The following is a 19,765-nucleotide window of genomic DNA, read 5'->3' as shown; positions in this document are numbered from 1 at the left end:
CTGGGCAACATATACAGCAACACGCTTACATCGATGATGTATTCGGAGAGGCAACAAACATTTGGAAACAACAAATTTGACACGCTGCCACAGCAGTGCCGGGAATGCGACGTGCTGTTTGCCTGCTACGGCGAATGTCCCAAGAACAGGTTCCTGAAAGACCGATACGGAAACAAGGGATTAAATTATCTTTGCAAAGGTTATTACGCGTTCTTTCGCCATGTGATGCCATATATGGACTTCATGAAACAGGAACTACTGGCAAAAAGGCCGCCAGCAAACGTAATGGAATGGGTAAAGCAGGGAAATCCACAATAAGAACAAGATTTAAATCAAAAAAACCGAATTCCCAAGGAATTCGGTTTTTCTAATAACTCGAAGCCTGTGTCTCGAATCAATTTTCCCCTTTGCGGGCAGAATAACTGATTTTAAGTGCGTAGGCTTTTCTCAATGCCTGCTTTACATCTGTAATGTATTGCATGCGCGTTTCTTCGTCTGCTTTAATGGAAACAGTCATCAGTGGCTGATCTGCTTCGTTCATACTTGCCTTTTCCTGGGCAATATAGTCCTGAATTTCGGACACCTGAGCGAAGCGATCGTTCAACTGCATTTGGGTACCTGTACCCAATCTTGTATCCATGGGAGCGCCTATATTGATATAGGTAACCAGAGACTTCTTTTCCAGTTTCTGAACTTCCGAGGCAGTAGGCAATTTCATTCTGACCATCAATGTTTCCGAACGCATTGTGGTGGTAACCATAAAGAAAAACAGGATGGCGAAAACCAAGTCAGGCATGGAAGCTGTATTCAGCTCCGGCATCTCTCTTTTACCACTCTTATTAAATTTTCCCATGATTATTGTCCTCCTCCATAATTTTTAGGTTCAGCTTCGGAAATACGTTGAGGAAACAGATTATTGATCTGCTCCTGCTGTTGTTCCGTCAAATCCTCGTACGATGTATTGAAATATTTACGGGAGCCTTCTTCTCTCAGTTCGTTGTATGCTCTCACCACTTCGTTCTGTACGGCAATGTAAGCCTTGTAGCTTGTGGTGGCGTCGTTCTGGATGGATACAACATGTTGTGCCGTTACGGGGACTGTGCCGATAGGTGCACCAAAATCCTCTTCGGTCAACTCAGGAAGTACCGGGCTGTTTTGTGTATTCAGCACAAACTCCTTCACCACGTCTTTCAAGGGTACCTGTCCGCCATCGCCTCGCAATTCATCCTCGTTTGCATAGAGATGTGTGGCCAACTGGTTCTGCACCAACGTTTCGTTTCGTGCATTCACCAATACCACCAGCAAATTCCTGCGCTGCACATCTACGGAGGTTTGTTCCTCGGTCTGTGGCGGTGGTGGCAAACGGCGTGCCAATCCGGAGTCGGTATCCATGCTCGAAACCATCAGGAAGAAACAGAGCAACAGGAATGAAACGTCAGCCATGGAGCTGGCATTAATTCCCGGAACTTTTCTATTTGTTTTTGGCATAAATTTACCTCTTTTTTAATTGTTCTCTTTGAGAACCGTGCAACTATTTTTTTCTTGTGACAAAGGGCATCACCAATATCGCCAACACGGTAAGCGTTAGCATGATATAACAGCTAAAAAGCCACATATCCGTCATTTTCAGTACTCCGGCAACGTTGTCGGGACCGGAATATCCGGGAATATTCAACGGCGTACCATTTCCCATAGCAAACGTGATAAACAGCATGGCAGCCAGTCCAATCAGAACCAGGAACCCGCTTAATGCTTTTTTCGGGCTTTCCTTCAACTGTTTTAAGAAAGCAGATATCGCAAATCCGATCAACACAACCACTGTGATTGCCAGAAGGATATAGGACCAATAGAGTACAATATCAGTGTACTTGGGCTGACTCAAGTCGGCCACAATTTTATCTTGTGCCGGTGTTTGACCTCCAAGATAAAACAAGGCCATCACCAGTATCGAAACGACGACACCGATAAGGAGGGTTGTCTTGGAAGTTCTGTGTATTTTCGTTACAGCCATGGCGATTACAAGTTTTTGTATTTAACGTTATATTTGATCACCTGATCAAGGAAAGTGATGGATGCGTCTTCCATTTTGTTCAGGATACCTTCCATCTTGCTGAGGATATAGTTATAGATAACCTGGAGAATCAAGGCAACAATCAAACCACCCACGGTCGTGATCAAAGCCACCTTCATACCACCGGCTACAATCGTCGGGCTCATATCCCCTGCTCTTTGGATATCATCGAAAGCCATAACCATACCTACTACCGTTCCAAGGAATCCGAGTGACGGAGCAATCGCGATGAACAAGGTGATCCAGGAGAGGTTTCTTTCCAGCAAACCAGACTGTACACCACCGTATGATACAATAGAACGTTCAACAACATCCGCTCCCTGATCCAAACGAAGCAATCCCTGATATACAATGGAAGCTACCGGGCCTCTAGTGTCGCGGGCAATACCTTTTGCAGCTTCTACATCACCTCTGTCAAGAGCTTCGCCAATTTTGCCGAGGAATGCATCAGGATCCACATCAGCAAGGCTCAGGTAGATGATTCTTTCGAGACAGAAAGCGAGACCAAGGATCAAACAGATAGCGATGGAACTCATAAAACCTGCACCACCTTCAATAAATTTCACCTTCAAGGCCTGATGAAATCCACCGGTAGATGTTTCCTGTACAGCAGCAGGTGCAGTTTCTACAGGTGTTGCAGCTACTTGTTCTGTTTGTTCTTCCGGAGTTGCGTCTTGTGCGAAAAGAACCGAAGACAATCCAACGGACATCATTCCGAGGATTGCTAAAATTGCAAATAACTTTTTCATTGTGTGTTCAATTTTTTTGATTAATGATCGTTGATTTTTTTGTATTTATAATTGATTTTCTTGTGTTGTTGTCCCAAATGAAATGTGACTGTTTAATTTCTGCGGAGAGAGCGGGATTCGAACCCGCGATACACTTTTGGCGTATACACGCTTTCCAGGCGTGCCTCTTCAACCACTCGAGCATCTCTCCAATGGAGATTCCCGTTAAAACGGGTGCAAATTACAAAAAAAAAATCATTTGCGTTCCATCTGGGGAGCAAAATTACTGAATTTATCGATTATATGCACCCTCTACAAGCAAATATTTTTTTAAAACTTATATTTATCATTATCAAAACCAAATAACTCCCTGGCATTGTTGGTGGTTATACCGGCCGCTTCTTCCGGGCTTATCTCCCAAACATCGGCCAAACTCGTCAGAATATGGGATAAATATGAGGTTTCATTCCTTTTTCCCCGGAAGGGTACGGGCGCAAGATAAGGTGCATCGGTCTCAAGAATTACCCTGTCGTGTGGACAATTTCTGAGTGTTTTTGCCAATCCGGAATTCTTAAAGGTTAGTACGCCGTTGATTCCAATGCAAAAATTTTTCAATTCCAGGATAGCTTCCAGCTCATCTACTGTACCTCCAAAACTATGAAATACTCCTCTCAACTTTTCTTGTCCCGTTCGCTTGATACTCCGGATCACCTCTTTCGTGGCATTCCGGAAATGGATGGATACCGGAAGGTCTTTTTCTATGCTCCATGTAAGCTGTTCTTCGAACACGTCGGTTTGAGCCGTTTGCAGTGAGGAGTCCCAATAAAGGTCTATGCCTATTTCCCCAACGGCAACGTAGTTACCGCGAAGGAGTGCTTCATAAATCGTATCGAGTTGTTGCTCCCAGCCGGATCTTACACTGGTGGGATGCAGCCCCATCATGGAATAGAAGAAGCCGGGATATTGTGCTTCGGTAGCCTTTGCCTTGTCAATGGTCGTTTCATCAATGTTGGGCAACAACACCTTTTCCACTCCTGCCTCTTTTGCCCGGGCAACCACAGAGGCCAGGTCGTACCGAAATTCCTCCGTATACAAATGAGCGTGCGTATCAATCAACTTCATCAGACCTGTTCTCCCTTGCGGTAATAATACACTACTCCATACTGCCGGTTTCTATCCAGCCGTTGATCTGTGGCAAGGTCCATATTATCTCTTTCCACCTCTTCCCAAATGTCAAGGATCAATTGATCTACCTTCTCCCTGTATGCGGCCACTTCGTCCTGCACCCGTGTGGTAGCCTTCTGGTGTAGCTTCTGTGTTTGGTATCCCTCCTTGAATAAGGTATACATCACTTTCACCTTGGCTATAGAGGGATTGTATATGGGTACGGCTCCGCGCGATATGCGGGCATTTTCACCTTCAATAATTTTTTGGCCCCACTCCAGCAGTTGCTCGTTCGTGGAGATGTCCGGCACAATCATGTTACACTCTTCCAACCCATAAAGGGAGAGATGTTCTTCTTTTATTTCCGTTCGCAGGATACTCATGTACAATACCTGTACAAAATGGGAAAGATACATGCGGGCATTCTTTGCTTTTACCATAAACAGCTTGTTGGCCTGTACCTGGGTGTCGTACATCTGCTGGTAGCGGCCACAAAGACGCTCAAAGTGCATCAATGTACTTTTTGCTTCCGTAATCAAATGGGGAGAAACCGACAACTCTCGAAAATCCGTGTCTGCAGCTTTTTCAACAGCTGTTCTCAAAGCTTTTAAACGAGCACTGTCCGTATTTGGCAAACGACGATATGGCATGTATTATTTAAGTGAAACTTACTTTTCTCTATTCATCAGATTTTCCGACAACTCAACCAGATCTCTTTTCCGTTCTTCCGGAACGCTGATCAACGAAAGGCAATCCAACGATGCAAGGTAATACTTTTCTATGAGATTCCCGGTAATGATCTTCAAATTTAATTCATCATATATTTTTTTAACAAATCGGATTTTTGCTTCCGGATCAACATCGGATACCGAGAGCCACATCTCCAGCTCCTCTCTTTGTGATTTCTCCGAATTTTTCAGTGCTTTAATTAACAGAAATGTTTTTTTGTTGCAGAGAATATCCCCTCCGATTTTTTTCCCGAATGTGTTGGGGTCGCCATAAACATCCAGCAGATCGTCTTTTAACTGAAAAGCAAGCCCGATGTTTATTCCGTATTCATACAGATGATCCGCATCTTGGGGATCAGCACCCGCAATCACGGCTCCGATTTTTAACGCACAGCCTATAAGCACTGCCGTTTTCAGGCGTATCATGTCGATATATTCCTGTTCCGACACGTCGAGTCTCTTTTCAAAATCCATATCATATTGCTGTCCTTTGCAAATTTGCATGGCAGCGGTCGAAAAAAGGTCAAGCACCTCGGGAAGCAGGTGAACAGGCACCCTGGTTATGTACCGGTACGCCTCAATAACCATAGCATCGCCCGATAGGATTGCACTGTTTGCATTCCATTTTTTGTGGACGGTGGGATTTCCCCGGCGCATATCCGCCTTATCCATGAGGTCGTCATGCAACAGAGAGAAGTTATGAAATATCTCAACGCCCAGTGCCGGGTTCATGGCTTTTTCGGCCTCGCAGCCGAACAGATCGGCCCCCATCAGGGTCAACAAGGGGCGAAGGCGCTTGCCTCCCAGCGAAAGCGTATACCTTGCCGGATCAAACAGGGTGCGAGGCTGATCATCGGCAAACAGCGTGTCGATGGCACTGCCAATCATTTCTTCGAATAGAGCTATTTTAGAGTTCATAAGATCGGTATGTAAGAAAAAAAACTGCTTTTGGTTTTCAAAAGCAGTTTTTATACGTTGTTCACTACGTTAATTTTGTAAGCGGAACACTACGGGCAACGTAAAGCGCACACGTACTGCCTGACCGCGCTGCTTACCTGGTGTCCAGCGGGGCATCTGCTGGATCACGCGTACAGCTTCTTTGTCGAGTGACGGGTCAACCCCGCGAACCACCTGCACATCGGTAATGCTTCCGTCTCTTTCTACCACGAAGTTACAAATCACACGACCCTGAATACCGTTCTCCTGAGCAATGACAGGGTATTTGATATTGTCGCTCAGGAACTTCATCATGGCTGCATTTCCTCCCGGGAATTCGGGCTGATTTTCTACCACCACAAAGATCTCCTCGGTTACTTCTTCCTGTTTGGGTTTTGGAGGTGGGGGCGGAACGTAGGTTTGCATCTGTCGTTGAGACTGGTCGTCCTCAACCTGAATCTTCAGCGTTGTTTCCACTTTTTCTTCCACCACTTCAATGATCTCTGGTGTTTCCGGCTCCGGTGGAGGGGGTGGAGGAGGCGGAGTTGCATCGCGACGAGTAATCTCAATTTCTTCCTCGGCCAAAACATCCTGGACAACAATACTCTCGTCCAGTTTTTTTGTTTCGGTCGACCATTCAAAAGCGAAGAAGAGAACGGATACCCCCAGCACCAATCCCATCAGGATAAAGGTGCCTCTATGCCCTTCCAAATTCGCTTTTGGCGACTTTTTCACTTCATCTCTGTTCATTTTGAATCATTTTTATCTACTTCTTGTTTTGCTACCAATATGCTCTGGATACAAAAATAGGTATTTTTTTTATATCCCATCGCTTTTTTAAAGAAAATTCCCCAAAAGGAATCTTTTTCAATCCGCACGGCCACTCACTTTATCTTATAGATATCTTTCAAATTCCGTCCATACCCGTCGTAATCGAGACCATACCCTACGATAAAATCGTTGGGTATCTCGAGTGCCACGTAATCGATATGGAGCTTCTTCTTCAGAGCTGTCGGCTTAAAGAGCAGAGTGGCGATCTTCACTTCTTTAGGTTGATACTGAGCCAGTTCTTCCAGCAGAGAAACCATGGTTGCCCCGCTATCCACAATATCCTCCACAATCACCACCACACGTCCTGTAATATTTTCGTTCAACCCAAGCACCTCCTTTACTTTCTGGGTAGAAGCAGTGCCCTGGTAAGAAGCCAGCCGAACAAAAGTGATCTCGGAGGGGATGGATACCTCCTTCATAAGCTCTCCGGCAAACATGAAAGCCCCGTTTAGTACTGCGAGAAAAATGGGGTTCCTGCCTTCCAGCTCAACATTTATCTGCTTTGCAACTCGTTTTATCTCATGTTCGATAACCTCTTGTTCAATGAACAGGTCAAACTTTTTGTCTTTTATGGTGATCACCTCTTTCACTTTTCCGGAATTTAAAACGCCAAAATTACTACTTTTTATGTTTCGGAGAAAATGTATTTGACTTTTTCACCTTCAGATCCTGCACGAAAGTTTTTTTTCGCGTTTCACTGCTTGATCAGGTCAGTCAGCTTCACTGCCTGAAACGTCATGTGCGCCACGCTGCTCTCGTACAATATACCAATCGTCTCCCTGTCGATCAGGGTGAGGCATGAGTAGCCCCAGCCAAACTCCTCGTCGAGCATTACCTGATATTCTTCGGGAAAAGTCAGTCCGCCGTCGAGGCTGGCCTTGATGGTGATGCGATGACGATGCTGGGTAGAGTTGGGATTTGAAAAAAGGAGGATATCTTTCCCCAGCAGGTTATCTTCTGCTCGCACGTTCAACAGGCTTGCCATGCACACCGGCTCCTGCAGGACGCTTCGTGAAGAGGGATGTTCCGTCCAGCTCTTCCCGAGGTCTGTCGTGACCGACACCGCACGGCTGCCACCACGATTATCACGCATGTTGAGCATCAGCACACCGGGCGACACCTCTGCCACCTGCGCTTCCGTGGTATTTGAACGGGCCGGATTGTGAATGGTCCAGTTTTCGCCCCTGTCCTTGCTATACATCACCCCTGCGTGGGGCACACGGACTGAGTCGATGAACTGAATGGGGAAGACCAACGTGCCGTCGTGCATGGTTATACCCCTTCCCGGGCCCTGCAAAAGAAATTTCCAGGAAGGATCCTTCACCTGTTCCGTAATGTTTATGGGTGCCGACCAGGTTTTGCCGTCGTCGGTGCTCTTTGTCAACACCAGCTGTGCGGTCGTTTCCATTCCGTTACCCTCCTGGGAGTTCACCCAGGCACGGCCGTTGCCCATGCCGTGCGTCCAGGCTGCCACAATCCAGATAGTTCCGGTTGCGTCGTCCACCAGGATGGAAGGGTCTCCTACCCCATTCTGAGCTTTTGGCAATCCGCCGTACTCTCCAAAGCTCAGCGGCAGCCGCATTGCTTCCCAGGTTTGTCCCTTGTCGGTACTTCTGCTCAGGCCCACATCCACATATTCCTGCAGATCAACACTGCTGTTGTAGCGTACATCATAGACACCAAGCAGCGTGCCGCTATTGGATGTTACCAGACCCGGAATCCGGAAGGCGGCAGATCCGTCGTCTCCTGCATGCCTGACACCTACTCCCATTCTGAGGGTTGTCCTCTCGGTGGCAAAAACGAGTGGTGCACACTTCCCGTCGAGTTTTGCAGAGACCGTCTCCACATCAATTTTTGACAAAATAGAAGTATTGGGCTTCATTTGAAGGCCAATCCAGAAATAGTTTATCCCCGGGAAAAGCGCGTAATCGGGAGAAAAGACAACCTTGTAGTCCGGCAATCGATTTTCGGCCACTTTGATAGAATAGGAAAGATTGGCATCCTTTGTTTTTCCCACCGCGTGGCTCGATACATATTGTACAGGCGAATAGTAGGTCTGATCCTTCCGCTGCGCAGCTTCGGTTCCGCCATAATACAACTTCACCGACTCAATCTCGTTCAGTTGAACTTCGTCGGAAAATTGCAACGCAATCTCGCTCAATTTCTGTGTCTCTTTTGCATCGATCCTGATATAAAAGAGTACATTGTCGTTCCTGTCGATAAGAATGGGTGTTTGGGGCTGTTTTACCTGAATTGTATCTGCCCCCTTCACAGCCAAGATCGTGAACAGCAACAGGTTTATAAATAAAATCTTTCTCATATCTATTGTCGTTAGGTTTAATTATTCGAATTCATCAACAGCAAGAAAAGCGACGTGAATTCTTCGCAAAGATACACAAATTCGCTAAATACTAAAATATATTGAATAATCAGGGTTTAGTTATTAAATATATTTCTTTTATTACGCCTTTTCAGTCCCGTTAAAGCTAAACATTCCCATCAGATGGTATGCACAGGGAATGGTTACATGTAGAGATAATAGTCCCGAACCAGATCAATAAACTCACCGGAATAATGGTGGCGGGCGTGCTCAATCGTCAAACTGTTCCGCAAAGGATTTTTCGTCTTCAGCAGCGTCCATTCTGTCAACAATCGTTTTGGCAGGGAACCGGGCATAGAATAAACCACGGTCTCTCTTTTCAGGAAAAAGCCGTGCGATGCCGCTGATAGCATCAGCTCCTCCCGTTTGTCGTAAGGAAGTATCAGCGCCAGCACCCCTTCCGGTTTCAGACAAATTCCAGCGGAAAGCAGCAGTTCTTGCAATGTGAGGGAAACGGAATGTCTTGCCTTTGTACGCCGGGCATCGGGAGACGGGAGGGAGTCTTTGAAATAGGGTGGATTCGACACAATCAGATCGAACCTTGCCAGCCATTGAGGAGCGCACACTCGGAAGTCCTGCTGTTCCACGGTCATTCTGTCAGAAAAGGGTGAATTGCCGACATTCTCCCTTGCCTGTGTTACAGCGTGGTGATCAATATCGATTGCCGTAATCGTGGCAGCAGGATTTCGCTGCGCCATCATCAAGGCGATGAGTCCGGTACCGGTTCCCACATCCAGGATTTCATTGCTGCAAGTGACGTCTGTCCATGCTCCAATCAGTACGCCGTCGGTTCCCACCTTCATGGCACACCGGTCGTGGTACACCGTAAATTGCTTAAAGCGAAAAAATGGATTGCTCATCTCCTTTTAAATTGGTGATTGCCTCTTTGGCACGGATTTTGAGGAATTATATTCCACATTACAAAACAAAAGTAGCCATTTTCCCGTTTTGATGACGAATAAAATTATGAATATGCATCCATTCAAAATACGTACAATAGGCGACGAAGATTCCGGAGGGAACATCATTTCCTTTATTGCCAGCGACTTTATCGACGGCAATACGGACATTGACGAAGCGCATCTGAAAGAAATCCTGCCGATACTTCCGTTGCGAAATACCATTGTCTTTCCCGGAAGTACACTCCCTATCTCAGTAGGAAGAAAGAAGTCACTGGATCTGATCCGGTCACTCGGCAAAAAACAACGCTATATCGGACTGGTTTGCCAGAAAGACACAAGCGTTGAAAATCCTGATAAGGACGATCTCTACCACATCGGCGTCATTGCCGAAGTGATTCGTGTGATCGAGCTTGCCGACAACAACCTGAGCATCATCGTCCAGGCAAAGAAACGTTTCGAGTGGCTTGAGATCACGCAGACGGAACCGTTCATCAAGGCGACATTTAAATTAATGGACTACCAGAAAGGATCGAAGGAGGATAAGGAGTTCAACGCAATTCTGGACTCTATCCGAGACACCATGCTGCACATGCTGCACCTGCTGGGCGAACCTCCGAAAGAGCTGCTACAGACACTCAGCAACGAATCGTTTACCGACATGCTCATCAGCTATTGCGCCACCAACCTCCCCATCGACAGCCGGGAAAAACAGGAGCTATTGGCGATCAACGATGAGAAGGAACAGGCATACCGCTTGCTGATGATCCTCAACCGCGAGTCACAGATACTGGAGTTAAAGATGAACATTCAGCTGAAAACGCGCGAAGATCTGAATCAGCAACAAAAAGAATACTTTCTGCAGCAGCAGATCAAAACCATCCAGGAGGAACTGGGTGGCAACACGCAGCAGATTGAAATTGACGAGTTCAGAAAGAAGGCAAAAGAGAAAAAGTGGAATGCCGAAGTGGCTGAGACCTTCGAGAAAGAAATACAGAAGCTGGAACGGTTAAACCCGCAGTCGCCAGACTACTCGGTGCAGTTTGGCTATCTGCAAACCATCCTGGAGCTGCCCTGGAATGAATATACCAAAGACAATTTCAACCTGAAGAATGCTCAAAAGATACTGGACAGGGATCATTTCGGGATGGAGAAAGTGAAGGAACGCATCATTGAGCACCTGGCGGTGCTGAAGCTGAAGGGTGATCTGAAATCGCCCATCCTCTGTCTGTACGGACCTCCGGGAGTGGGCAAGACATCGCTCGGAAAGTCCATTGCCGAGGCACTGAACCGCAAATATGTGCGTGTATCGCTGGGCGGGTTGCACGACGAAGCGGAGATTCGCGGGCACCGGCGTACCTATATCGGTGCTATACCGGGACGCATCATTCAAAACATTCAAAAAGCAGGCACGTCGAACCCGGTCTTCGTGCTGGATGAAGTGGATAAGATTGGAAACGATTTCCGGGGCGATCCCTCATCGGCACTGCTGGAGGTACTCGACCCGGAACAAAACACGGCGTTTCACGACAATTATCTTTCCATCGACTACGACTTGTCGAAAGTGCTCTTTATTGCTACCGCAAACAATCTGAACGCTATTCCTCAGCCGCTGCTCGACCGCATGGAGCTGATCAACGTGGGTGGTTACATCACGGAAGAAAAAGTGGAGATTGCCTATCGTCACCTTGTTCCCAAGGAGCTTGTCAACCACGGAATTGAAAAAGGAGCGTTTGTCATTCCCAAGCCCACACTTCAAAAGATTGTCGAACACTACACGCGCGAGTCCGGTGTACGCGAACTGAACAAAAAAATTGCAAAAGTAATGCGCAGGGTGGCCCGTAAGATTGCCTCCGACGAAACGTATCCGAAATCACTGAAGATCTCCGATCTGAAAGAATACCTCGGCATAGAAGAATATTCGAGGGACAAGTATCAGGGCAACGAATATGCGGGAGTGGTTACCGGCCTGGCCTGGACGGCTGTGGGCGGTGAGATCCTTTACGTGGAAAGTTCGCTCAGCAGGGGAAAAGGCTCGAAGCTTACCCTCACGGGCAACCTGGGAGAGGTCATGAAAGAGTCGGCAATGCTGGCCATGGAGTATATCCATTCGCATGCACTGGAACTCGATATCGATTCCGGAATATTTGAAAACTGGAATACACACATCCACGTTCCGGAAGGAGCTATTCCGAAAGACGGCCCTTCTGCCGGTATCACCATGATTACCTCGCTCGCCTCCCTCTACACACAACGCAAAGTTCGTCCCAATCTCGCGATGACGGGCGAGATCACCTTGCGCGGCAAGGTGCTCCCTGTGGGAGGAATCCGCGAAAAGATTCTTGCGGCAAAACGGGCGGGAATATCGGATATCATCCTCTGCAAAGAGAACCGGAAAGACATCGACGAGATTAAAACCGATTACCTGAAGGGGTTAACTTTTCACTACGTGAGCGACGTAAAGGAAGTGATTGATCTGGCACTCATGGAACAAAAGGTAGATCACCCAAAAAACTTCACAATACCGGACGAAAAAAAATAAGCCATAATGGCTTATTTTTTTACCCTGTTGCAAGTTTCACGGAAAAGTACATCAGATAAAAAGCAATGAATGCAGCTCCCTGCCAGCGGGTGATGCGTGATCCGGCTTTCATGAACAACCACAAAAGAAGACTGATTCCAATAACAAACAGGCTGTCTACATAGTTGATCTCGGGTGTGCTGATGGGATGAATAAGCCCGGCCACACCCAGGATGAAGAGAATGTTGAATATGTTGGAACCGACTACGTTGCCAATGGCAATATCGGAACGCTTTTTAAGTGCTGCCACTACCGAAGTGGCCAGTTCCGGCATGCTGGTACCCGCCGCCACAATGGTTAGCCCGATCATCGCTTCCGACATTCCCAGCCGGGTGGCAATCAGCGTTGCATTCACCACCAGCAGATCGGAACCATATACCAGCGCCAGGAGTCCCGCAACAATAAACAGAATGTCAAGGGCCCAGTGTTTGCTCAGTTTTATTTCATTTTCCTCTTCCTCCACGACCGATCTGTTTTTCGTTGAACCGAACAGCAGATAAGACACATAAGCAAGAAACAACAGAATGAACACCAGCGCTTCCCAGCGGGCAATCTTGTGATCGATAAACATCAGGAGGAACAACAGGGCCGTAAGAATCATCACCGGCACATCCAGCTTCAGCAACTGCCTCTTCACTGCCAACGGGTAAATAATGGCAGACAACCCCAGAATGAGGCCGATATTAAAAAAGTTCGACCCGAGCACATTGCCGATGGAAAGCGCACTCTGACCGTTCATGGCAGCTTTCACACTCACAATCAATTCCGGCATACTGGTGCCGATCGACACAATGGTCAATCCGATTACCAGGGGACTTATCCCTACACGTTTTGCCAGCGAGGCAGCACCCGACACCAAACCTTCCGCTCCGTAATAAAGTATTACAAGCGACACCAATAACCAAACAATCTCCATTTTTTTCTAACTGTAAAACTAAAATAATAACTCCCTGCGTGGAAATAACCTAAAAAAACGATGCAAAGGTATGCATCTTTATTAAAAAAAGAAACCTCTTCGTGAAGAGGTTTCTTTTATTTATGAACAAATTTCATTCGGCATAAAACCGGAAATCTTTCAGCATCTCCTGCAACCTTTTGCGGGCAAAGAATATTCTGCTTTTAACGGTGCCGATTGGCAACTCCAGGTGTTTTGCAATTTCCTCGTACTTGAAACCGGAGACATGCATTGAGAAGGGCACTTTATATTCGTCAGTGAAACTATTGATTGCCTTGTTAATCTCCTTGATTGTGTAAGCCCCGTCCGGAGTATCGAAACCCGAATCCTGCGGGAGATTCAGATGATAGAGATTTTCTGTTTTATCGATGATGGTTTGGCTTCTGACTATTTTCCGGTAATTGTTTACAAAAATATTATGCATGATGGTAAATACCCATCCTTTGAAATTCACGTTCTCATAATATTTTTCTCTGTTGTCCAGTACACGAAGTGTTGTTTCCTGCAACAAATCTTTGGCTTCCTCTCTGTCGGCAGTCAACGTCAATGCAAAATTAAACATGTTGTCCTGCAAGCTTAAAAGCTGTTTTTCGAAAGAAATCTTTGACTTCATAAGCAATGACTTTTAATTGTGTTACATGCAAATATAGAGAGATAAATTTAAAACAAATGATGTTTTCCACAAAAAAACGATTAATGATTGTTAATAAAAATTGATCAAAACTAACACCGCTGTCTATCAGAAACTTATGGCTGCAAACATGGGTATAAAACTGTGTCAATTAGCCATAAATCGCATCAATATCTTCTTACTGGTTATCAAAATCAACTACAATTGCACACTCAAAAACAGTTTAGACAGATTCCAAACAACCCCGGATCCTCATTTCACCGGATAAAAAAGCGACACTGTTTGTGGCATACTATTTGCAAATCTGTCATGCAGGCACTCATGCTGACGAATCGTGCCGCGGAGCGACAATAACAATTACATTAAACATAGTTATATGGTACAAAAAGGACAAATAGGGGTCACTACCGACAACATTTTCCCCATTATTAAAAAGTTTCTCTACAGTGATCACGAGATATTTCTGCGTGAAATCGTTTCGAATGCCGTGGATGCGACCCAAAAGATCAAAACACTCTCCGATGTAGGTGATTTTAAAGGCGAACTGGGAGACCTGTCGGTAAAGGTCTCTCTGGACAAGGAAAAGAAAACGCTCACCATCTCCGACCGGGGAGTCGGGATGACACCCGAAGAGGTAGACAAATACATCAACCAGATTGCACTATCTTCGGCGAACGATTTTCTGGACAAGTACAAAGACAATGTAAACGGCATCATCGGCCATTTCGGGTTGGGCTTTTACTCTTCATTCATGGTATCGAAGAAGGTAGAGATTGTGACAAAGTCCTACAAGGAGGAAGCTCCCGCAGTGAAATGGTCGTGCGACGGCACGCCCGAGTTTACCATGGAGGAGACCGATAAACAGGATCGCGGAACAGATATCATCCTTTATCTGGACGATGAGAACAAGGAGTTTCTGGAAAAAGGTAAAATTGACACGCTACTGAAGAAATATTGCAAGTTTCTTCCCGTGCCGGTTGTATTCGGCAAAAAACAGGAATGGAAAGAGGGCAACTACGTCGACACGGAAGAAGACAACGTGATCAACGACGTGAATCCTCTCTGGAAGCAAAAGCCGGCAGGACTGAAAGACGAGGATTACCTGAAATTCTACAGAGATCTGTATCCGTTATCCTTTATGGACGAGCCGATGTTCTGGATTCACCTGAACGTGGATTACCCGTTTCATCTGACAGGGATACTCTATTTCCCGAAAATAAAGAGCAATCTCGACCTGCAACGCAACAAGATCCAGCTCTACAGCAACCAGGTCTTTGTCACCGATTCTGTGGAAGGAATCGTTCCCGAGTTCCTCACTTTGCTACACGGCGTGATCGACTCGCCCGACATTCCGCTCAACGTATCCCGTTCATACCTGCAAAGCGACCACAATGTAAAAAAGATATCGAACCACATCACCAAAAAAGTTGCCGACAAGCTGGAGGAACTCTTCAAGAAAGAGCGTTCTCAATTTGAAGAGAAGTGGGACAGCCTGAAACTCTTCATTGCGTACGGCATGCTCTCTGAAGAGAAGTTTTACGACAGGGCAGCCAAGTTTGCACTGTTGAAAAACATCGAAGACAACTACTTTACGATGGAGGAGTACAAAACCCTGATCGAAGCGGCTCAGACCGACAAAAACGGGGACCTTGTCTGTCTCTATGCTAACGACAGGGAAACACAGTATGCACACATCGATGCGGCCAAAGAGAAGGGATACGACGTGCTAATGATGGACGGACAACTGGATGTGCACTGGATGGGGCTACTGGAACAGAAACTGGGCAAAACCCGTTTTGTGAGAGTAGATAGCGACACCGTGGAACATCTGATCGAAAAAGAAGACAAGAAAGAGGTCTCTCTCAGCGACAAACAGAAGGAGGTTGTGACCGAAACGGTAAAATCACAGTTGCCCCCGATGGAAAAAACCGAGTTCAGCATCGACTTCAAAGAGTTGGGCGAGGCATCGAGACCGGTACAGATTACCCAAAACGAGTTCTCACGACGCATGAAGGAGATGGCGGCCATGCAACAGCAGATGGCATTTTACGGCGAGATGCCCGACACGTACCAGGTTGTATTGAATGTACAGCATCCATTTGTTAAAGCACTCATCGACGAGAGCGAGGCCAAAGACAAAGAGGAACTGATCGCCCAGATCACCTCCGAGGGCAAACTCAAGCAGATGGTCGACCTGGCGCTTCTCTCCAGCGGCATGCTGAAAGGGGAGGCTTTGAGCAATTTCGTGAAACGCAGTTTCGAAATGATCTGAACCGATATACTTGCTTCGTAAAGCTGCGGTTAAACACGACATACCATTTATAGAGCGGGGGATGACTCCCCCATTCGGGCCATTTCGCGATCGAATAAAACCGGTAAACAACCTTTTGTTTATCGGTTTTTGCTTTATCTTTGCAACAAAAACAGTTCAATGAATAAGGCCTACGAGGTTACCTACTCTCCTTTTCGTGCTTTCACACGCGAAGAATGGCGAAAGCTGGAAGAGCATCCCATGTTTCCCATTTCCGACATCGACCTGACCGAGCTGCAGGCACTCAACGAGCCACTCACGCTCGAGGAGGTAGAAGACATTTACATCCCGATGATCCGGCTGCTGCAGATACACATTACGCACTACCGACACCTGCACGACGAGAGGGACCAGTTTTTCGACAACACCAGCAACCCCATCCCCTACATCATCGGCATCGCAGGAAGTGTTGCCGCCGGGAAAAGTACCACGGCACGTGTCCTGCAGAAGCTGCTCTCCATGACGCCGGGACAGCCAAAAGTAGAGCTTATCACCACCGATGGTTTTTTATATCCCAACGCTGAGCTGGAGCATCGGGGAATATTAAACAGGAAAGGCTTCCCGGAGAGTTACGATGCCAGGCGGTTGCTGTCGTTTCTTGCCGCTGTAAAATCAGGAAAAGAAGTCCTGGAGGTACCTCTCTATTCCCATTTATATTACGACGTGATTGCCGGCAGATTGCAGACTATTGAACGGCCCGATATCCTGATTGTGGAAGGAATCAACGTGTTGCAGGTGTCGTCGAATAAAAAAACGCGCCGACGTGTGTTCGTGTCTGATTTTTTCGACTTCTCTATCTATGTGGATGCCAGCGAGAAAAATCTGCGCGAATGGTACCTGGAGCGATTTAAGAAACTACAACAGACCGCCTTTCAGAATCCAAACTCCTATTTCCACAAATATGCATCCTATTCCGAAAAGAAACTGATGAAGTTCGCCAACAAAGTGTGGGACGATATCAATTTACAGAATCTGCAACAAAATATACTTCCTACACGGTTCCGGGCCGACCTCATACTGGAAAAGGGCGAGTGCCATTTTGTCAGAGGCGTTCGCATCCGGAAAATTTAAAAGGAGATTTGCCAAAAAGACAAACAGCACATCGGGCAGGAGAAAAACGGAACCACCTCATTTCCGTGTGTGTGTTTCGAGGAACATTGGCTATACGAGGACTGGCATCCCCTTATCTTACCCTTACTATACCTTCATTATATCCCCATATTTGCATAGTGTCTATAAAGGGAATATAACGAAATGGAAAAGAAACTGACTCGAAGAAGATCGCGAAGCCAGAAACGGCCGATACTGGATTATGATTCGTAGGCGTTGCGAATTTTCTGCTCAATTTCGGCAAAGTCGCTTTCCGAAAGTTTCAATTTAGGGTTAGAGAGACTCATATCCCCCTCTTTCTGGATAGGGATGAGATGCACGTGGGCATGCGGCACTTCCAGTCCGATCACCATCAGGCCCACCCGCTTGCAGGGAATCGCTTTTTCGATGGCTTTTGCCACTTTGCCTGCAAAGAGGATCAATCCCGACAACTGTGCATCGTCCAGATCAAAAATATAATCTGTTTCCAGTTTGGGAACGACCAGCGTATGACCCTTCGCCATGGGATGAATATCAAGGAAAGCATAATAGCGGTCGTCCTCGGCTATCTTATACGACGGGATATCGCCGGCGATGATTTTGCTAAAAATAGTTGCCATAGTAAAAGAGAATGACAGCGATAAGCTGATGATTTAAATGGATATATCGATCACTTCAAATGTCAGGGTTCCCGAAGGGACGACGATCTCGGTCACATCGCCCACCGTTTTTCCCAGCAATCCCTGGGCAATGGGTGTGTTCACGGCGATTTTGCCGCTCTTCAGATCGGCTTCGCTTTCCGACACAAGGGTATAGGTCATCGTCTTTTTTGTCTGCACGTTTTTGATGGTGACCTTGTTCATAATTTTCACCTCATCGGTGCCGATGGTGCTCTCGTCGATCAGCCGGGCAGTAGCAATAAGACTTTTCAGTTGAGCAATTTTAGCCTCCAGCATTCCCTGCGCCTCCTTGGCTGCATCGTATTCAGCATTTTCCGACAAATCACCTTTGTCTCTGGCTTCCGCAATCTGTCGCGAAATTTCGGGCCTCTGTACAGATTCCAATTCTATCAATTCTTCTTTCAATTTCCGAAGGCCCTCTTCGGTCATGTAAGTAACTGCCATAATTTTTTTGTTTTACTATTTTATGAATACTCAACACAATGAAAAAGAATTCCGGCCTTTGCATAAGACCGGAACTCCCTTTTTCCATGATGTAATTGTCACAAAGATAAACGCTTTATTCAGAAAAACCAAATTTTAGCGCATAAATTTTTACCACATTTTACTCAACTCTGCCGATAGCTTTGCATAATCCTCCACACGGGCCACCACGTCACCCTCTCTGTTCAGGATGAAGGCTGTAGGAATTTCTCTCACGTTATACATGGCCAGCAAACGTGTATTCACCGACTGTGGATCACGGACGGTAATCCAGGGAAGATTGTCGGCCGATATTTTCCAGAAGTGCTCGTCGGAATCGAACGAGATCTGGTATATTTCGAAACCTTTCGACTTGTGCTGCTGGTAAAGGGCATTCAATTCCATGTTGTGTTTTGGGGAGAAGTCGGCATTGTACACCACGAAATCGAGCAACACCACTTTTCCCCGTAATGAAGACAGGGACACTTTCTCTCCATTCACCTCCTGCAGCACGATATCCGGCAGTCCGGTTCCCGTCACCACAGGCACGTTCTGCAGTAGCTCCTGTTGTTGTTCCTGCCGGCGGCGTACTTTCAAGGCATTCATCGTAAACTCATAAAGATGTTTGGTCCGCTCCGTTCCGGGATAATAACGATTCCACGAAGTAGCTACGGCGCCGAACATGGCGTAATCCTGTTTGTTATAAGGATCGAAGATCAGATAATTGTTTATTTTCTGAAAAACCGCATAGTAAGCAGCAGCACCGCCTGGATTTCCCAGGATAAGGCGAGTAATTTTTCCTTTGTAATCGTTCAGGACACTATCGAGTTGCGCAATAAAAGCCATGTCTTCCATCAATCCGGCTTTGTGTTGTTTTTCCAGCCCTTCTATTTTACCGGCTGTCTGCATCACAAGGAGATCCACCTCCTTCAGCTGATTGTTTACCGGTGAATCGGCCACGGTGAAGGAGCGATACAAATCGGATGCATCGGCCGAAACCTGCAAAGTCTCCACCGAGTCCACGGCAAAAGTCGCAATTTGATTTCCAATACGCAGTTGATAAAACTCCGGATTTACAGGCGCCGGCTGTTTAAAGGAAAACGACCCGTTTTTTTCAAGAATTACCGAATCGAGCTTTTCTACTCCTGCTAGTCCGCGATGTTCCAGATAAAGCGTATCGCCCATGGCAGAATCAATATTTCCACTGACCCGGAAAACGTCTCCCTTTTTGCATGCTGTCAGCACTCCGCCAATCAGCAAGGCTGTCAATACAATTCTTTTCGTAATCTTATTCATAAAAAAAGTATCTTTATTTAATT

Annotated in this window: 20 protein-coding genes and 1 tRNA gene; 4 read left to right on the top strand and 17 right to left on the bottom strand. The window is 46.5% G+C overall.

The features are described from left to right. A partial coding sequence (locus B3Z75_RS12745) for an SPASM domain-containing protein (RefSeq protein WP_294072371.1) occupies positions 1-318 on the top strand: 318 nt, incomplete at its 5' end. Positions 319-394: 76 nt separating this feature from the next. On the opposite strand, the gene B3Z75_RS12740 is transcribed toward B3Z75_RS12745, so the two are convergent. From B3Z75_RS12740 to B3Z75_RS12685, 12 genes are all read right to left on the bottom strand, one after another. Further along, positions 395-853 carry an ExbD/TolR family protein gene (locus B3Z75_RS12740; protein ID WP_294072368.1) on the bottom strand — a complete coding sequence of 153 codons (459 nt, stop codon included), beginning with the start codon at positions 851-853 and terminating at the stop codon, positions 395-397. Positions 854-855: 2 nt separating this feature from the next. Next, positions 856-1,488 (bottom strand): ExbD/TolR family protein, encoded by a 633-nt coding sequence (locus B3Z75_RS12735; RefSeq protein WP_294072365.1) that lies wholly within the window; start codon positions 1,486-1,488, stop codon positions 856-858. Between the two features lie 43 nt (positions 1,489-1,531). Continuing rightward, a complete protein-coding gene (locus B3Z75_RS12730; RefSeq protein ID WP_294072362.1) occupies positions 1,532-2,011 on the bottom strand; it encodes a hypothetical protein in 480 nt (159 codons plus the stop codon). A gap of 5 nt (positions 2,012-2,016) precedes the next feature. Beyond that, entirely contained in the window at positions 2,017-2,820 is an 804-nt protein-coding gene (locus tag B3Z75_RS12725; protein ID WP_294072359.1) for a MotA/TolQ/ExbB proton channel family protein, read from the bottom strand. A 102-nt stretch (positions 2,821-2,922) separates the two neighbouring features. Next, positions 2,923-3,010: transfer RNA gene (locus tag B3Z75_RS12720), tRNA-Ser, on the bottom strand. 119 nt (positions 3,011-3,129) lie between these two features. Continuing rightward, positions 3,130-3,921, bottom strand: coding sequence for a TatD family hydrolase (locus B3Z75_RS12715; RefSeq protein ID WP_294072356.1), 792 nt, complete (start codon positions 3,919-3,921; stop codon positions 3,130-3,132). Further along, entirely contained in the window at positions 3,921-4,475 is a 555-nt protein-coding gene (locus B3Z75_RS12710; protein WP_294072353.1) for a hypothetical protein, read from the bottom strand. The genes B3Z75_RS12715 and B3Z75_RS12710 overlap by 1 nt, the downstream gene beginning before the upstream one ends. Positions 4,476-4,631: 156 nt before the next feature. Then, positions 4,632-5,609, bottom strand: coding sequence for a polyprenyl synthetase family protein (locus B3Z75_RS12705; RefSeq protein ID WP_294072350.1), 978 nt, complete (start codon positions 5,607-5,609; stop codon positions 4,632-4,634). 69 nt (positions 5,610-5,678) lie between these two features. Beyond that, on the bottom strand, positions 5,679-6,377 hold the full coding sequence (locus B3Z75_RS12700; protein ID WP_294072347.1) for an energy transducer TonB: 699 nt from the start codon (positions 6,375-6,377) through the stop codon (positions 5,679-5,681). A gap of 134 nt (positions 6,378-6,511) precedes the next feature. Further along, a complete protein-coding gene (hpt, locus tag B3Z75_RS12695) occupies positions 6,512-7,048 on the bottom strand; it encodes a hypoxanthine phosphoribosyltransferase (RefSeq protein WP_294072344.1) in 537 nt (178 codons plus the stop codon). Positions 7,049-7,152: 104 nt separating this feature from the next. Then, the gene (locus B3Z75_RS12690; protein WP_294072342.1) at positions 7,153-8,778 is read right to left on the bottom strand and encodes a sialidase family protein; all 1,626 of its coding nucleotides are present in this window, start codon (positions 8,776-8,778) and stop codon (positions 7,153-7,155) included. A 203-nt stretch (positions 8,779-8,981) separates the two neighbouring features. Then, positions 8,982-9,698, bottom strand: a complete 717-nt coding sequence (locus B3Z75_RS12685) for a tRNA1(Val) (adenine(37)-N6)-methyltransferase (protein WP_294072340.1) — start codon at positions 9,696-9,698, stop codon at positions 8,982-8,984. 106 nt (positions 9,699-9,804) lie between these two features. Between B3Z75_RS12685 and lon the strand changes: the two genes are divergently transcribed. Next, positions 9,805-12,279, top strand: a complete 2,475-nt coding sequence (lon, locus tag B3Z75_RS12680; protein WP_414702900.1) for an endopeptidase La — start codon at positions 9,805-9,807, stop codon at positions 12,277-12,279. 19 nt (positions 12,280-12,298) lie between these two features. On the opposite strand, the gene B3Z75_RS12675 is transcribed toward lon, so the two are convergent. Then, complete coding sequence (locus B3Z75_RS12675; RefSeq protein ID WP_294072334.1) at positions 12,299-13,234, bottom strand: calcium/sodium antiporter; 936 nt, start codon at positions 13,232-13,234, stop codon at positions 12,299-12,301. 133 nt (positions 13,235-13,367) lie between these two features. After that, a complete protein-coding gene (locus B3Z75_RS12670; RefSeq protein WP_294072331.1) occupies positions 13,368-13,886 on the bottom strand; it encodes an RNA polymerase sigma factor in 519 nt (172 codons plus the stop codon). A gap of 394 nt (positions 13,887-14,280) precedes the next feature. On the opposite strand from B3Z75_RS12670, the gene htpG reads away from it, so the two are divergent. Together htpG and coaA are read left to right on the top strand one after the other, a co-directional pair. Further along, positions 14,281-16,176, top strand: a complete 1,896-nt coding sequence (gene htpG, locus B3Z75_RS12665) for a molecular chaperone HtpG (protein WP_294072328.1) — start codon at positions 14,281-14,283, stop codon at positions 16,174-16,176. Positions 16,177-16,335: 159 nt separating this feature from the next. Further along, entirely contained in the window at positions 16,336-17,286 is a 951-nt protein-coding gene (gene coaA / locus B3Z75_RS12660) for a type I pantothenate kinase (protein ID WP_294072325.1), read from the top strand. Positions 17,287-17,525: 239 nt separating this feature from the next. On the opposite strand, the gene B3Z75_RS12655 is transcribed toward coaA, so the two are convergent. The 3 genes from B3Z75_RS12655 to B3Z75_RS12645 all read right to left on the bottom strand — a co-directional run bounded on the left by B3Z75_RS12655 (position 17,526) and on the right by B3Z75_RS12645 (position 19,742). Then, the gene (locus tag B3Z75_RS12655; protein WP_294072322.1) at positions 17,526-17,924 is read right to left on the bottom strand and encodes an HIT family protein; all 399 of its coding nucleotides are present in this window, start codon (positions 17,922-17,924) and stop codon (positions 17,526-17,528) included. 33 nt (positions 17,925-17,957) lie between these two features. Then, entirely contained in the window at positions 17,958-18,428 is a 471-nt protein-coding gene (greA, locus tag B3Z75_RS12650) for a transcription elongation factor GreA (protein ID WP_294072319.1), read from the bottom strand. Between the two features lie 150 nt (positions 18,429-18,578). Continuing rightward, positions 18,579-19,742 (bottom strand): TlpA disulfide reductase family protein, encoded by a 1,164-nt coding sequence (locus B3Z75_RS12645; RefSeq protein ID WP_294072316.1) that lies wholly within the window; start codon positions 19,740-19,742, stop codon positions 18,579-18,581. Between the last annotated feature and the right edge of the window lie 23 nt (positions 19,743-19,765).

The organism is Proteiniphilum sp. UBA1028, assembly GCF_002316955.1.
Taxonomy (GTDB): domain Bacteria; phylum Bacteroidota; class Bacteroidia; order Bacteroidales; family Dysgonomonadaceae; genus Proteiniphilum.
This window is presented reverse-complemented; position numbering and strand designations above follow the sequence as displayed.

Excerpts from the sequence above, each read along its gene's own strand:
- B3Z75_RS12740 (WP_294072368.1), bottom strand. The coding sequence starts at position 853 with ATGGGAAAATTTAATAAGAGTGGTAAAAGAGAGATGCCGGAGCTGAAT.
- B3Z75_RS12735 (WP_294072365.1), bottom strand. The coding sequence starts at position 1,488 with ATGCCAAAAACAAATAGAAAAGTTCCGGGAATTAATGCCAGCTCCATG.
- B3Z75_RS12730 (WP_294072362.1), bottom strand. The coding sequence starts at position 2,011 with ATGGCTGTAACGAAAATACACAGAACTTCCAAGACAACCCTCCTTATC.
- B3Z75_RS12725 (WP_294072359.1), bottom strand. The coding sequence starts at position 2,820 with ATGAAAAAGTTATTTGCAATTTTAGCAATCCTCGGAATGATGTCCGTT.
- B3Z75_RS12715 (WP_294072356.1), bottom strand. The coding sequence starts at position 3,921 with ATGAAGTTGATTGATACGCACGCTCATTTGTATACGGAGGAATTTCGG.
- B3Z75_RS12710 (WP_294072353.1), bottom strand. The coding sequence starts at position 4,475 with ATGCACTTTGAGCGTCTTTGTGGCCGCTACCAGCAGATGTACGACACC.
- B3Z75_RS12705 (WP_294072350.1), bottom strand. The coding sequence starts at position 5,609 with ATGAACTCTAAAATAGCTCTATTCGAAGAAATGATTGGCAGTGCCATC.
- B3Z75_RS12700 (WP_294072347.1), bottom strand. The coding sequence starts at position 6,377 with ATGAACAGAGATGAAGTGAAAAAGTCGCCAAAAGCGAATTTGGAAGGG.
- B3Z75_RS12690 (WP_294072342.1), bottom strand. The coding sequence starts at position 8,778 with ATGAGAAAGATTTTATTTATAAACCTGTTGCTGTTCACGATCTTGGCT.
- B3Z75_RS12685 (WP_294072340.1), bottom strand. The coding sequence starts at position 9,698 with ATGAGCAATCCATTTTTTCGCTTTAAGCAATTTACGGTGTACCACGAC.
- lon (WP_414702900.1), top strand. The coding sequence starts at position 9,805 with ATGAATATGCATCCATTCAAAATACGTACAATAGGCGACGAAGATTCC.
- B3Z75_RS12675 (WP_294072334.1), bottom strand. The coding sequence starts at position 13,234 with ATGGAGATTGTTTGGTTATTGGTGTCGCTTGTAATACTTTATTACGGA.
- B3Z75_RS12670 (WP_294072331.1), bottom strand. The coding sequence starts at position 13,886 with ATGAAGTCAAAGATTTCTTTCGAAAAACAGCTTTTAAGCTTGCAGGAC.
- htpG (WP_294072328.1), top strand. The coding sequence starts at position 14,281 with ATGGTACAAAAAGGACAAATAGGGGTCACTACCGACAACATTTTCCCC.
- coaA (WP_294072325.1), top strand. The coding sequence starts at position 16,336 with ATGAATAAGGCCTACGAGGTTACCTACTCTCCTTTTCGTGCTTTCACA.
- B3Z75_RS12655 (WP_294072322.1), bottom strand. The coding sequence starts at position 17,924 with ATGGCAACTATTTTTAGCAAAATCATCGCCGGCGATATCCCGTCGTAT.
- greA (WP_294072319.1), bottom strand. The coding sequence starts at position 18,428 with ATGGCAGTTACTTACATGACCGAAGAGGGCCTTCGGAAATTGAAAGAA.
- B3Z75_RS12645 (WP_294072316.1), bottom strand. The coding sequence starts at position 19,742 with ATGAATAAGATTACGAAAAGAATTGTATTGACAGCCTTGCTGATTGGC.